We start from the raw sequence: 13,790 nt of genomic DNA on the forward strand, positions 1-13,790 counted from the left end.
ATGAGGTGTTTATGAAGAAGCTATTTAAAATAATCAGAGACGACCGGGGTTCATCTCTAATTGAACTGCTGATTTTTCTGAGTATTTCTCTTGCCCTTATTGGCTGGGGGACGGACTACTACCACGCCATAAACATTAAACGGGGAATAACGGATAGTGTAAAATTCGCCGCTTTAGCGGCCAGCCAGCAAACCGACCAGGCCAAATTAAACCAAGGGGTTTTAGAAATAGACCCAGTGCAAGCGGACGTTGTTTTTCTGGAGATGGTAAAGAAAAATCTATCATTAGACAATAGTCTGAATCCCCTTCCTGGCTCGCCGGTTATATATGTCAATAAAGCAACGCTATATTATAAAACCTATAATTCCGATGTTTTGCCGGCGTTAAGCCCGATAGACGGTCACGCTATCACGGAGCCGTCCTATGTGGTTTATATCGAAGTCAGAGTAAAGCGCGGCTTGACCCAAATCGTAAATTCAACCCCTTATTGGACGATCAAAGTAGCCAAAGACGCTGCTTTGAAAATCTCGCCATAATTTGAAATGTAAGGATGATGCAGGAAATGGTTAAGGATTTGGCATTGCTGATCCCTTTAATACTGCTGTCAATTTGTGTTCTGACGGATTGGCGGAAGCGGAAAATATATAATTGGGTGACGATTCCGGGCTTAATTCTCGGAATTTTTTATCTTATATACGCCAAAGCATATTCCGCAAGTTACTGGCTGTCTTTCTTTTTCCTTTTCTTAATTCTCTTATTCGTCTATTCCCACGGGGCGATGAGGGGAGGTGATGTTAAATTGCTGTTGGCTCTCAGCCTGTTTTTAACACCCGGGGCCTTCTTCTTTAACTCAGCTATCTTCATGTTTTCAGCTTTCTTTTATTTCTTTTTTCAAACTGTAAGGGTCAAAGGCTTATCCCGAACGATTCATGATGTAAAAACAGATTCGCTAGTATTAATCGCTATTGGAGAAAACAATAATTCCTTTGCCAATGGCGTCAAGAGCAGACCCTTTCCCGGAGGAGGAGCTGTGTTGATCTCTTCATGCTATATACTTACTTCATTCTTGTTTTCATAACATTCTTTTTTAGTAACATTGTTTTTTAGGAGGAAAAAGGATATGTTTAAATGGGAATTGGATGTTTCTGACAATTTGAATCAAAGAACGGAAGGCTTCAGCGCTTCGATTGGGATGAGCAGGGAAAGATTTATCAAGCTCGCCATATTGTCTCAACTGGAGGAAATGGAGATGAATATGGACGAACGGCGCAGAACTGCCGACCCCTCAGAGAAAAAAACACTTTCCCAAACCTATATCAAAATAGGTGATGAGGATGTTCCGGTAGGCCCGAAAGGAGGATACGACCATGTTAAAGTTAAGAGTTAAAACATTTTCCATTCTGCTTCTTGTTTTGTCCATGCTTCTTTTTGGATGCAGCCCCAAAAAGACTGAGCCGGTACAAAATACCCCGGCTCAGCAGGAGACGCAGATTCAAAAAGACAATCAAAGCCCGGAAAAAGAGCTTGAGCCGATTAAAGAGACTGAACCGGAGCAAGCTCCGCAGCCGGAAATCAAAACCGAAGCCGAAACCGAAACAAAAGCCCAGCCCAGTGTCGAGCCCCAAAGCCAGCAAAAGATTGAACCGAATCAGCCAAGCGAGCCTGACCCGGTTACGCCAAGCAAACCTGAACCTGGGCCTGCGCCGGAGCAGAACCTTCCCGCCAATTCCGGATTATCTTTGTACAGCTTGGGACAGCAGGTTTATGTCCAAAATAATGCCACCAAAACAGACAAAGAAAAAGCTGCTTATGAAGCGGCAGCCCGGTGGTTGGTAGAGTTTAAATCTACCGATTATAAGAAGCTTGAAGCAATGTCGCAAATGCCGGGAAGCGGTTACACGACGGCGAATTTCCAAAGTTCGTTGGACAAATTTTTCCCGAATTTCAGATCGGAAAGCATCAAAAACAAGGATACTAGACAGATGAAGTCTTTATGCCTTGAGGATATAAGCTTTAATCAAATCCCCCAATTAAATAATCAGGAAGGGGCATTCCTGAAGTTTACCATCGTCATCAATGCGGCGCAGAATGGCGGCAACTTTTGGGTAAGCAAATATGAGGAAAGAATTATTTTGCTGCAGGTAAACGGGGTTTGGAAGGTCGATTCTGAAGAAAACACCCAGCTGAAGATATAGGGGGCATGCTTATGAATTTAATAGCAAAAGATGAGTTGTATCAGTTCCGTAAATTCAACAACAAATACGAAAGGGAACTGCGCAGCTGTGTTTACCAGGAAATCATGCCCGGCATGAGTTCCGGGGAGATTCTGGACATTATTGCCGGCAATAAGAACTTGATGTTTTCCATGTCTCTCAAACAAATAAAAAGGCATAAGGAGTATTTTGAGAGCGATATCGATTTCAAAAAGATGGCTGGCGCGGAGAATATTACGTATCCCGATAAAACTACTTTGATCGTAAAAACGACGCATGCCTGCAACCTGCATTGTCCGTATTGTTATGATGTGATGTTTCGCAAGGATCTTAACGCGGAAGGGAACAAAGTCACGCTGGAAGTGGTCAGACAGATTTTGAAAGTGTTCAAAGATGTGAATGTCGGCACTTGGATCTGGCACGGCGGGGAACCTTTACTGATTGGAAAAGAATTTTATGATGAAGCAAACGCCCTGATTAAGCAGCAATTTAAGAAAGTCAATATTTGCATGCAATCCAACTTAACGCTGATTGATGATGAGAACGCCGCTGTTTTGAGGAAGTGGAACATCCGGCCGGGCTTCAGTTTCGATGGCTTGACAAACCATTTGACCCGGAAAAATACCGACAGGTTGATGCGGTCGATTGCCACGGCGGATAAAAATGAGGTCTTGGGCGGCGCCATCATGATCATTACGAAAGATAATATCCACCACATAATTGACGATTACGAATACTTTAAACGCTTAGGCCTGGGCTGCAAGATGAACCTCATCTTTGCGGCCCATAAAAATATGAATTCCTATACCCTGGACGGGAAAATGGTTGCTGAGGAAATCTGTAAATTCTTTGACTATTGGATTTTAGATACGTATCGACCGGCCGATTCGGATCTTTGCGAGCGATATTTGATGGCCGCCTTGGATGCCGGTGGTTCCTGCGCGTTTACGGACTGCGCCGGAAAGGATTACTGGTTTTCAACTCAGCCCGACGGGACGATTTATCATTGCGGCCGGGACTGGCCGGAGAGCGCCGCCGTGTCTTTCGGGAATATTTTTGAGATGGAATCGGTTGAGGATATCTTAAATCATCCCAACCATATAAGATGGTACGAGGGAACCCGGAGGATGCTGCAGCATTGCGGCGATTGTGATTATTTCTACAGCTGCCATAGCGGCTGCTACAATGACAATATCCAGTATGATCTGACCATGAATAAGCCGGAGCCTGAAAATTGCTACACCCACCGGAACGTGATCAGCCATATCATACGGGTTATTAATGAGATTGATTATGAAGATATGCCGAAATATAACCCAAGATTCTTGAACTTTTTATTCAGGCATCAATTCCGGAGCGCCAAGATGATGAAAAATATTTTAGAAGAATCGATTAAACGGATAGAAACTCCTGTCAACGCGGAAAACAAGTTGAAGGAGTTTCTCGCGATTTAAAGAGAGGTTGATAGGTATGATCAATATCTTTAAGAAAAAGCAAAAGTTTGAGCCCCCGAACCAGCCGCAGGAACTGTACTACTCAGTTCCTTTATTATTTGACTATGGGTATATTCAGGAGTTAATAAAGCTCAACAGCCTGAATAAGGCGAAGTATAAAATCCGTTCCGTATATAACAGTCTGCCTGTTACATCTTACGCCAAATCAGGGTATGAACATGGCCGGTCGGTTAATTTGCAGGAAGACAGCGGCAAAATCCGGATACTGGAAGATTTAAGGCCTTATATAAAAATGCTTTCGGATAACGGGATGGCGTTCATTTATCTGATGAATAATATCTCAACCATTTCCCTGTATGACTTTGAAGTCAACATTCCCCAGCTGAAGCAGTTTGTCGGGCATCTGGTGGAGATCGGGGTGCGAAGTATTACGGTTGGGAGCCAGCTTCTTGCTGATTTTTTGAAAGAGGAATTCAGCGGATTGGCCGTAAACGCTTCAACGATGATGGATATCCGGTCAATCAACCAGGCCAAGTATGCCAGCGAAAATCTAGGAATCTCCACTGTCATTCCCGCTTCCGATCTCAATAAGGATTTTACTTTTATCGAATCGTTTAAAACGTTGTTGCCTGATGTTGGTTTGGAATTGATGGCCGATGAAGGCTGCATCTTTTGTTGTCCGACCAAGAATATTCACTATGCCTTGTTCGGCAGGCAGGAAAACATCTATAAATGCAGCCCGTTATTCCGGGAATTCCCTAAATTCATCTGTGATCAGATTACCTTTAAAAGTCCGGCCATTCAAATGGTGCTGAATAGGATTATTTACCCTTGGGAAATCCCCTGCTATGAGAAAGCAGGGGTTAACAGCATCAAGCTGGTTGGCAGGGATCACCCCAAGCCGGAATTGGTCAATAAGATAAAGGCCTATATGCTTGGCGTTACCGATCCGGAATACGCGCTGAATGAATTCTATAATACTTATAATTCACGTTTTATGAACAAGGTTTTCCATCCGTACGGAACACTGAAGATGAAGGAGATATTTGAGTTTTTGCCCAAGCTTGATTATTTCCTGGAGAAAAAGCCGCAATGCGCCGCCCAGTGCGGGGTCACATGCAAGTATTGTTTTTATAAAGCGGAACAGATCGAGGATTATGTTGCGGAGAAAGGGCAGGCGGAGCCATTGTCCTGTGCGGTAGGTGAATGATATGGCAAGAACGTTTTCCAGATTAAAAAAATTGCTGTTTGCCTTTGTTTCATTAAGCGTCCTGCATGCTTCAATAACCCAAGACCTGGTTCTTGACAACAATCATCCGGATGGGCCCAAAGCCAAGGAGGGCAAATACTCCAAGGCTTTGGGCCTTAAGTTTTCCTTGCAGCCCGAAAAGGCTTTTGCTTGGGTGGAATGGTCCTGGCCTAACTCCGGATGGACCAATTATGGAAATTATGGCGCTTATACTGATGTCTACAACAACACTTACGGCAATTATGTAAATTGGAACGCCAATTACTCGAATGCCGGTGTTTGGGAAAACCATACGCAATGGGAAAACCATACCGAAACATGGAGCCAATATTCGAACTGGACTGCTTATTCTAATTACAGCAACTATAGCAACTATGGCGATTGGGGCGCTTACAGCAATTATTCCAATTACAGCGATTGGAATAACTGGACACCGCCCCCCTCGGTTGTAGCAAGTGTACAGGCCGTCGCCTTCCCTAACACCACAATCCAGATTACAGCAACAACGACGGGGAACACCACTTCCGTCACCGCGACCAATTCCTTAAATTCAACAGTAATTGCTTTTACAAATACCGGAGGAAATACATGGGTGGGATCTTTTGCGATTCCCGCCGGGACAACTGTCCAGCCGATAACTTTTTATGTTACTGCCAGCAATAATTCCGGATCGAGCAATGCTGTCGCCATTACAAACGTAAAACACTTTCAAAATGTCATTACCCGCTAGATAAGGCTTCATTGCTATTCTTTTTGCTGTCCAAATGTTATAAAGATATCCCCTTCTCCTTCAAAATTGCGATATGTGCCGCCAGTGACGCGGTGGAATGGAGGTTCCTATGAATATTATGTTAAATAATTACTGCAACTTAAAATGTTCCTATTGCTTTGCCAACTGTGATCCCAAGAACAAGGCCGATATTTCCGATGATAATTATGGCTATATAATCGATTTCTTTAAGAAGTCGGCACATGTTGATTTAAGGCTGCTCGGGGGGGAGCCGACACTGCATCCGAACTTTGAAAAGTGGGTGAATCAAGGAATAGATGATCCATTTTTCCGGAGAATCCAGATTTTCACCAATGCCATTGCTTTAGATCATGCCTTGAGCCGATCCATTGCGGATAATAAGGTTTCCTTCTTGATTAATTTAAATGGGCCGGATGTAATCGGTGAGCATCTATATAATAGGACAATAGATAATGTAGAAAACCTGGTATTCGAATATCGCAGAAAGAATATCGAACCCCAGGTTACGCTCGGCATTAATATATTTGAGCCGGACTTTCAATATCAATATATTATTGAGCAAAGCAAGAGACTAAAATTAAAGACCATCAGGTACAGCATTACCGTACCCTCGGATAATAACCAGAAGGGCAGTCTTGAACATTATGAAAGTTATGTGCCCGGATTAGTTGACTTTTTAGACGATTGCCATAGAAATGGGATTTCTCCTCATGTTGATTGCAATAATCCGCCCAAGTGCATCTTTTCCAACGAGCAGCTTGTGAATTTCATCTACTCGGGTTTTGATCTGATTCACAAGGGAATCTGTTCGCCGGTTATGGATATAAGGCCCGACTTGAGCGTCGCCCGGTGTTTCGTTTTTGAAGATTATCTAAGCGTAAATATAAAAGACTTTAATACCGTTCAAGATGTGAATGATTATTTTCTGCGTGAGATTGACAGTAAAAGATATAGCCATCCTCCGTTTATGGAATGTTCCGGATGCAGGTTTTGGGAAGAAGAGAAATGTATTGGAGGTTGTTTGGGGTATAGTGTCAGGGGAAAGTTATCTGCATGCTATGCCGAATAGCTTTCCTGGCGGTTAGCGTGGAAAAAATACCAGTACTTGCTTTTCAATATTCTTGTATATAAATATCCACAGATAGTCTGGAAATGATTTGTTTTTCTGATATGGCAAGCATCAATAAATCATATATGTTATAATTAACTAAAATTAGAAAATATTACCTAAATATGACGATGGAGGTTAAACTATATCATAAATATGTTTTTTGAGTAATGCTACGTTTTTTGTACTTCACTTGTTGTAAAAACTAAATTATTAACGAAAAGGGCAAACCTGTTGAAAGGCAGGGACGCAAAGCCGCGGGTCTAAGGCATTCTTAAGTGCTATGACAGCCAGGCTGCCGTGGAGGCTTATTGCTTAACCAGCCCTTTTATGTGGCTGTTTTTTGTTTATTAGGACGATAAGGAAGAATCTGTTTGTGAAAGAAAACAGTAGTCAATGGTATTAGTACTTGTGCTGCTTAGATCCTAACAGAGCTTTCACCGTAGCTGTCACAATTCTAAGGTCACGCTCATCACAAAAACTAAGCAGCCGGACTAATTGTTCTCTTTCAGGATTCGTGCATTTATTTTCAGGGAAAAAGATCGTATCCGCGGATATCTCTAGTTCCCGGATGAGCTGAAAAAGGATGGTGTAGCTGGGTTTTTGATTCTCATTTTCAATGGACATGAGGTAACGTGGCGTTATGTGTATCCGTTCCGATAACTGGTCCCGTGTAAGTCTTTTCGCTTTGCGGGCAGCTTTAATAATGCCGCCCAATCTGTCAAAATCATTGTGATCCATTAGTTCACCTCCAATAACAGTTTACAGTTCCTATTTAGATGAGAAAACGAGATAGTGCATCTATATATACAGGAACTGACAGAACACATTATATTTAGAGGTCATATTAATGGATTGCGCACAAGTAAATAGGTTGAGCTTACCCGCTAATAAAAAAAACGTGACTTTGGCGGGGATGTTTTCATGCCTAATTATCGGTACCCCCCTGAATTCACGCTCAGCGGGGTATTTTTTATGCCAAATCAGTATGCTGCAAAAAGGAAACCGCTATTAATGATTAGCGGTTTGGCGTGATGAAGCAGATATCATTATTTGTTTTTGCCTCATCATCAATAACGAATTGTTAAAAAAAGCTTACTCTGCGCAAGGGGAAAGTTTCACCGATATATAGAACTATCAGAACCTAATAATAAGATCCGAAAACTCATAAATGCTTATTTGGACTGTATCCAATGGGGCGTTTTTTGCCGTAAAAGAAAATTTTTTGTCGATTGCCGCTCACCACCCTCTGTTTTGGTTTTTCAAAAAAATCAAAACGGAGGTTTATATGAAAAGGATCAATTTGCGGGATTACTACCCTGTTAATATATCTGATTTTTTTGTTGAAGTGACTGAGGATGTTGCGGATCAATTCAAACAGTTTAACCGAAAGGACCATGCTGACCATGAACGCAGGCGTGTACACAGGGCGTATTATTCTCTTAATGCTGACGACGGTATTGAAAAGGATGTAATCTTACTGGTTTTATCTCCGGAGGAAATCTATGAAAGAAAAATGAGCAATCAGGAGTTGTATGCTGCTATAAACAACTTGCCGGAAAAACAGGCGAAGCGACTTTATGCTCACTTCTTCCTGAATATGAGCATAACACAAATTGCCAGAACTGAAAGGGTTGGAAAAAGCAGAGTAGCTCATTCCATAAATCAGGCGCTGAAAAATATTGAAAAATTTTTAAAAAGCAATTTATAAAGGGATTACAAATTTCTAAAGGCTGTTGATAGAGTGACTTGCTCTAGCCCTTAACTGAATCTAACAGGTCGTTGGTGCGATTCCGGCCATCGGCTCCAATGATATCAAGACCTCCAGGGTTTTTCTCTGGGGGTTATTTTTGTGTGCGAATGCAAGAATATGAATTGATTTAGGTGATTGAATTTGAAAATAATGTTGCTTGAATTATAGAGCTTAATAATATTATCATTATTTAAAGGAATTCTTCATAGTATGGAGAATTTTAGCAATTGTTGTCTTCTTATATATTGAAATTACTGGGAGTGAAATGGGAAAATGTATTCAAGAAGAACTTAGCAGATAGTGTTGGTTTGTTGAAGGCGTTTAGTACAATAGCGGTTGTTAAGTATTAATAAAAATAGATTAGTCTGTAATAGTATTATCCCACAAGAAGTTGGGAGATAACTGGTATGCATTCAAAGAGAATAATGTGATCCTATTGTCCCTATCCGGCTAATTACAATGACTTTTTCACATTCAAGATTACCGAGATTGATGTATGGATACGCTCGAGTGCTCCGGGCAAAGAATTAAAGAATTAGAATGAAGGAGGAGTCCAAGGAGTGGCTGAATTAGACCTCATGAATGTTGCCGTGAATCCTGCTGATGAACAGGTTTCCTTGGCATCCATTTCGAATATGAGAGAAGCGTTTGAAAACTGGATTAATGACGGCAATACAGAGAAGTATTCCCCAGAAGTTGTTTTGTCCTGTTTGGACAGAATTTCGGAATATGCCGTCCGAAAAAAGATTAGTTCCATCAGTATTTGGGGATACACGCAGTTTAGCGCGTTTCAAACTATGTATAATAGACTCTTAGGAGTAAAGTTGCTCCGCGTTACCGACCGAAACACATATAAGGTGTTCGTCGTTGGCGGGCAGTTATATTTACGTTTTCTGAAAGAGAAGCTAGTTGCCCATAAGAAGGATGTTGCCACCGTTACTGAGGACAAAGGGGCGGAACCTGCTATTGTGACTGAACACTCTACGCAGAAAGATATAACCCCCGATGATGTAGTGGCTTGGCTGGTTACACAACCGAACGCTAATGGTACTTTATATTTAGAAAATGTGGTGCGACAGTATATGCGCGCACTTCGCACCGCTCCCGCTAAACTTGAAATCTCTGTTGCAGGCAATGACAGGAACGTTTTTACTTGCCGTACACCCGATGAATTAAATGTAAATTGGGATATTTTTAAAGCCGCACCAAACTATAATCAGGTCAACAGTAGCATGTCCGGAATGTTCTCTGCAGGCATGGGTTGCTACTTGAGATACTTGGAATATCACGATGTCACTTCCGTCGTTCCTATTGTAGAAACGGAAGATAGGAAACTCGTAACGGATAATCGTCAAATTTCATTTGTTAATGCAGTCAGTATCGACAATGACACAAGCGCGGCTATTAACCAAGTGCTTGCGGAGAAATTCACAAATGGTTTCCGCTATTCGAACGGAATCGAAATCGGCCGTTTACGGAGATTTACAAAAGAACGACTTGGCAAAGAAGTAATGCTTGATGATAATGACATTGTTAGTTATGTTAGGGCGCAAGGAACAGAGTTTGCCGGCAAGATTTATGTCATTTCGAAAGACACAAAAGAACATATCTATCAGTTAGCCAAAGACTACTTTCGGTGCGGTGCGGCGGCAATATTTTACGCAGAGTTCTACGCCAGGCATGAATCGTGGCTCTTTGAGGCAAGCATTGTATCGGAGGAAATGTTGATTGAAGTACTTCGCGCGGACTTTAGAAATTTTAGCTTTACTCAAACCTTCTTTGGACAGATTAACGATTCGGTATACAATGTTCTCCAAAACGAAATCCTGCGGGTATGGGGTGATGACATTCTTCTAACCTATGAGATTCTTGCCGAACGTCTGACATACATACCACAGTTTCGAATAGAGCAGCATCTCGGGCAAACCAACGACTTTATTTGGAATGCCAAGGGCGAATTCACTCATATCAGCAAAGTTGACATTGCTGAGCATGAGAAACGTGAAATTGCGCATTACATCGAATCCGAGATCCGCATCCATGGCTACGCATCAATATCTGATGTATCACTCGGCGAGATTTTTGACCGCAATTATGAGCTATCCATTACAGCAATTCATAACGCTGTTTACTTTATATGTCTTGCGGACAAGTATGCCAAGAACGGAAAGATTATAACCCGCAAAGGCGACAATATCGACGCTCTGCACATCATAAAAGAACACTGCAAAACGCTTGACCGCTGCACGCTTGACAACCTGCTGAATTTCGAGCGCGACTTAACTGGCGAATGTCATCGCTGGATTCCTATGCAAGCGGGATACGATGTTTTAGTGCGAACAGACGAAAATGCCTATGTTGCCGAACGATATATTCATTTTGACAAGGCAGCAATCGACATGGCGATAGAATACTTCCTACAGGGTGGTGAATACATCCCTCTTCAATCGGTGACCACATTCGCTATGCTCCCACATTGCGGACAGGCTTGGAACTTGTTCATACTTGAGAGTTACTGCCGTCGCTTTTCAGACAACTTTCGATTTGAGTGCTTGTCGGTCAACAGCAAGAATGCGGGAGCTATCGTCCGTAAAAAGAGTCGCTTGTCATATGCCGACATAATGGCGGATGCAGTTGCGAAATCGGACGTTTCACTGGTTGCGCAACCCGTACTGAACTTCCTGGTAGAAAATGGATATATTTCAGTACGGCGGTATACCAAGGTTACAGAACTTATCAATCAGGCGAAAGCCATAAGAAATAAATAGTAAAGGGGGATGAATTAAGCGATGTACTCTTACACATACTCGGCAAGAACGGGCGGATTGGTACTTAATTCCACCCCGGCAGTTTTTTCGAAAGAGCCACGCCCAGTCTATGCTCCTGAGCTAAACTTGCTTGGGTTTGATAAATACTGGAAATACGACCAGCAGACCGATGCCCCCTGTATGTGGGCAGAGGCGAACCGCTACTACTATCGTGGGCGGCTTGTTGCCTCGCTTTTGGGCGGCGACGTTTACCACGCACCTGTTGTTCAGCTTGCCTACACTTGCCCCGATTGGAGGGAAACGCCAAACGGCAAAGCAACCTCAAAAACCGTCTGCGAGAACCCCGAAGACAAAGGGGAATCATTCACCGACAAGAAAGGAAACCTCTTCGCACTTGATTTACCAGAACCGGGCGGGAAACTCCGGCCCGTTGATATAACAGCAATGATTGATGACAATCGAGAGATTCTCGGATGGCTTGAAGAAACTACCGCTAAGAAGATTCTCGATGTATACGAAAAATATGCTGGCAAGCTCGACATCTTCCATGTTGCGTTTAGCGGTGGCAAAGACAGCTGTGTGCTGTTAGATCTGGTTAAGAGCGTACTACCGCAGGACAGCTTTGTTGTGGTGTTCGGAGACACGGGCATGGAGTTTCCTGACACATACGCCGTTATCGACAAAGTTGAGGCACAGTGCAAGAAAGACAGTGTGAAGTTCTATCGCGCAAGTTCGCATTTTTCACCAGCCGAAAGCTGGGACTTGTTCGCTCCACCGTCCAGGGTGTTGCGTTGGTGCTGTTCCGTACATAAGTCCACGCCACAGACATTGATACTGAGGGAAGTTACGGGCAAACAAAATTATGTCGGGCTTGATTATGTAGGTGTCCGTGCTCAAGAGAGCATTGCACGCTCTGAATACGAATATGAAAACTATGGTAAGAAACAAAAAGGACAATACAGCCATAATTCGATACTCGAATGGACTTCTGCTGAAGTGTGGCTTTATATATACGCACACGATTTGATTATCAACGAAGCCTATAAAAAAGGAAACGGGAGAGCTGGATGCTTGTTCTGCCCGATGTCGGGTGGTATTTCCGACTACATTAGACGGCAGAATTACAAGGTCGAGGTTGATCAGTATATTGACATCATATGTAGGATGAATAACTGGGATTTAGGGAAGAAAAACCTTGAAACTTATGTTACAAATGGTGGATGGGATAATAGGCGTAGTGGTCGCGGAATAACTGGAAATACCCTTCGATATTCCGAAACATGCAAAAACGGAACAATTACAATAACAATTACTAACCCCGCTTCAGATTGGCGTGAATGGATAAAAACAATTGATGACAGCAAAATTAGATATAAAGTTACTGAAGTGAAAGATGGATACAAAATTGCAATATCAGAAGCTGAAATGAAGGCGAGCCCTGCATATGGCAAATTATTTCGACAAGTATTTCGTAAAGCGGCGTACTGTATTGGATGCAAAGTTTGTGAGACAAACTGCAAGAATGGTTGTATAACGTTTGAAAATGGTAAGATAAACATAAAGGATTGTATTCAATGTCATAACTGCATTCACTGCAAAAATATAAACAAATGCAAACGTGAAAAAACAAACATTTGTGAAAACTTTGAGTTTGACGGTATTCATGACTGCCACCAAATAAATAGCGGTTGTTTGATGTACGAAAGCCGTAAAATACCGCAGGAGGAGAAAACTATGAAAACAATTAATTGCTTCGACGACCATGCGCCAATGACTTCTTGGCTTGCATCGTTTTTCAAGGACAAAGACGATTTCTTTGTTTCTAATGACTTAGGCCCGAATCAAGTAAAATGCTTTAGGCGTTTTCTCAAAGATGCAGGCCTACAAGACAAAAATCATTGTTTACCGCTTGCTGAGCTCTTATCCGAAATTGGCTGGGATAGCGACACTTCTATGGGGATAATTTTCACAAACCTTGTTTATGAGAATCCACAAATCGACTGGTATGTTGCTAACCTTGATATAGGACGACTTTACGAACGTAAAACAGTAGAAGACATGCTTCTTGCTCTCGATATGAAAGAAAAAGCAGCACGTTCCGTTGCGAAGGCATATAAGCGGCTAACCGAAACACCTCTTGGTACAAAGCTTAACTTCGGCTATGTTTCCGACGACGGCGACTTAGCAAGGACGGTTTGCTCGCTTAGCGACCCCCGCGTTATCCTCTACGCTCTCTACAAATTTGCTGAGAAGTGCAACGACTATAAGGAATTCACGCTGAATGCTTTACTCTCTGATAATATCGAACGTGACGGGGTTTCACCCACCAGAATTTTTGGGCTTGACCGCGAGGCGATGATACCACTGCTGCTTGGTTTGTCTGGCAAATACCCCGAATTCATCAACGCAACTTTCACTAATGATCTCGATAAAATCTCGCTTAAAGATGACAAAACATCAGAAGATGTTCTCGAATTGTTTTAGGAGGGCAACT

At 42.5% G+C, this 13,790-nt stretch carries 12 protein-coding genes and 1 riboswitch; of the genes, 11 read left to right on the forward strand and 1 reads right to left on the reverse strand.

Annotation, left to right across the window (positions count from 1 at the left end):
• Positions 1-11: 11 nt before the first annotated feature.
• The 8 genes from AAH944_RS01610 to AAH944_RS01645 all read left to right on the forward strand — a co-directional run bounded on the left by AAH944_RS01610 (position 12) and on the right by AAH944_RS01645 (position 6,736).
• Positions 12-536, forward strand: a complete 525-nt coding sequence (locus AAH944_RS01610) for a TadE/TadG family type IV pilus assembly protein (RefSeq protein ID WP_415535949.1) — start codon at positions 12-14, stop codon at positions 534-536.
• Positions 537-562: 26 nt separating this feature from the next.
• Positions 563-1,078, forward strand: coding sequence for a prepilin peptidase (locus tag AAH944_RS01615; RefSeq protein ID WP_415535951.1), 516 nt, complete (start codon positions 563-565; stop codon positions 1,076-1,078).
• Positions 1,079-1,120: 42 nt separating this feature from the next.
• Positions 1,121-1,387 carry a hypothetical protein gene (locus tag AAH944_RS01620; protein ID WP_415535953.1) on the forward strand — a complete coding sequence of 89 codons (267 nt, stop codon included), beginning with the start codon at positions 1,121-1,123 and terminating at the stop codon, positions 1,385-1,387.
• The gene (locus AAH944_RS01625) at positions 1,368-2,195 is read left to right on the forward strand and encodes a hypothetical protein (RefSeq protein WP_415535954.1); all 828 of its coding nucleotides are present in this window, start codon (positions 1,368-1,370) and stop codon (positions 2,193-2,195) included. Before AAH944_RS01620 ends, AAH944_RS01625 begins: the two co-directional genes overlap by 20 nt.
• An 11-nt stretch (positions 2,196-2,206) precedes the next feature.
• Positions 2,207-3,667 (forward strand): radical SAM protein, encoded by a 1,461-nt coding sequence (locus AAH944_RS01630; protein WP_415535956.1) that lies wholly within the window; start codon positions 2,207-2,209, stop codon positions 3,665-3,667.
• 16 nt (positions 3,668-3,683) lie between these two features.
• Complete coding sequence (locus AAH944_RS01635) at positions 3,684-4,877, forward strand: U32 family peptidase (RefSeq protein ID WP_415535958.1); 1,194 nt, start codon at positions 3,684-3,686, stop codon at positions 4,875-4,877.
• 1 nt (position 4,878) lies between these two features.
• Complete coding sequence (locus tag AAH944_RS01640; protein ID WP_415535960.1) at positions 4,879-5,646, forward strand: hypothetical protein; 768 nt, start codon at positions 4,879-4,881, stop codon at positions 5,644-5,646.
• A gap of 109 nt (positions 5,647-5,755) precedes the next feature.
• The gene (locus tag AAH944_RS01645; RefSeq protein WP_415535962.1) at positions 5,756-6,736 is read left to right on the forward strand and encodes a radical SAM protein; all 981 of its coding nucleotides are present in this window, start codon (positions 5,756-5,758) and stop codon (positions 6,734-6,736) included.
• A 253-nt stretch (positions 6,737-6,989) separates the two neighbouring features.
• Positions 6,990-7,078, forward strand: a riboswitch (cyclic di-GMP riboswitch).
• A 99-nt stretch (positions 7,079-7,177) separates the two neighbouring features.
• Here AAH944_RS01645 and AAH944_RS01650 read toward each other — a convergent pair.
• Positions 7,178-7,516: a helix-turn-helix transcriptional regulator gene (locus tag AAH944_RS01650; protein ID WP_415535964.1), complete on the reverse strand. Its 339-nt coding sequence runs from the start codon at positions 7,514-7,516 to the stop codon at positions 7,178-7,180.
• Between the two features lie 547 nt (positions 7,517-8,063).
• On the opposite strand from AAH944_RS01650, the gene AAH944_RS01655 reads away from it, so the two are divergent.
• The 3 genes from AAH944_RS01655 (at position 8,064) to AAH944_RS01665 (ending at position 13,780) form a co-directional block, all read left to right on the forward strand.
• Positions 8,064-8,486 (forward strand): sigma factor-like helix-turn-helix DNA-binding protein, encoded by a 423-nt coding sequence (locus tag AAH944_RS01655; protein WP_415535966.1) that lies wholly within the window; start codon positions 8,064-8,066, stop codon positions 8,484-8,486.
• 602 nt (positions 8,487-9,088) lie between these two features.
• Positions 9,089-11,296 carry a hypothetical protein gene (locus AAH944_RS01660; protein WP_415535968.1) on the forward strand — a complete coding sequence of 736 codons (2,208 nt, stop codon included), beginning with the start codon at positions 9,089-9,091 and terminating at the stop codon, positions 11,294-11,296.
• 21 nt (positions 11,297-11,317) lie between these two features.
• Entirely contained in the window at positions 11,318-13,780 is a 2,463-nt protein-coding gene (locus AAH944_RS01665; protein ID WP_415535970.1) for a phosphoadenosine phosphosulfate reductase family protein, read from the forward strand.
• Positions 13,781-13,790: the final 10 nt, after the last annotated feature.

Source organism: Dehalobacter sp. CP, assembly GCF_047652685.1.
Lineage (GTDB): Bacteria > Bacillota > Desulfitobacteriia > Desulfitobacteriales > Syntrophobotulaceae > Dehalobacter.

Coding starts and splice junctions, on each gene's coding strand:
- AAH944_RS01610 (WP_415535949.1), top strand. CDS start 12: ATGAAGAAGCTATTTAAAATAATCAGAGACGACCGGGGTTCATCTCTA.
- AAH944_RS01615 (WP_415535951.1), top strand. CDS start 563: ATGGTTAAGGATTTGGCATTGCTGATCCCTTTAATACTGCTGTCAATT.
- AAH944_RS01620 (WP_415535953.1), top strand. CDS start 1,121: ATGTTTAAATGGGAATTGGATGTTTCTGACAATTTGAATCAAAGAACG.
- AAH944_RS01625 (WP_415535954.1), top strand. CDS start 1,368: ATGTTAAAGTTAAGAGTTAAAACATTTTCCATTCTGCTTCTTGTTTTG.
- AAH944_RS01630 (WP_415535956.1), top strand. CDS start 2,207: ATGAATTTAATAGCAAAAGATGAGTTGTATCAGTTCCGTAAATTCAAC.
- AAH944_RS01635 (WP_415535958.1), top strand. CDS start 3,684: ATGATCAATATCTTTAAGAAAAAGCAAAAGTTTGAGCCCCCGAACCAG.
- AAH944_RS01640 (WP_415535960.1), top strand. CDS start 4,879: ATGGCAAGAACGTTTTCCAGATTAAAAAAATTGCTGTTTGCCTTTGTT.
- AAH944_RS01645 (WP_415535962.1), top strand. CDS start 5,756: ATGAATATTATGTTAAATAATTACTGCAACTTAAAATGTTCCTATTGC.
- AAH944_RS01650 (WP_415535964.1), bottom strand. CDS start 7,516: ATGGATCACAATGATTTTGACAGATTGGGCGGCATTATTAAAGCTGCC.
- AAH944_RS01655 (WP_415535966.1), top strand. CDS start 8,064: ATGAAAAGGATCAATTTGCGGGATTACTACCCTGTTAATATATCTGAT.
- AAH944_RS01665 (WP_415535970.1), top strand. CDS start 11,318: ATGTACTCTTACACATACTCGGCAAGAACGGGCGGATTGGTACTTAAT.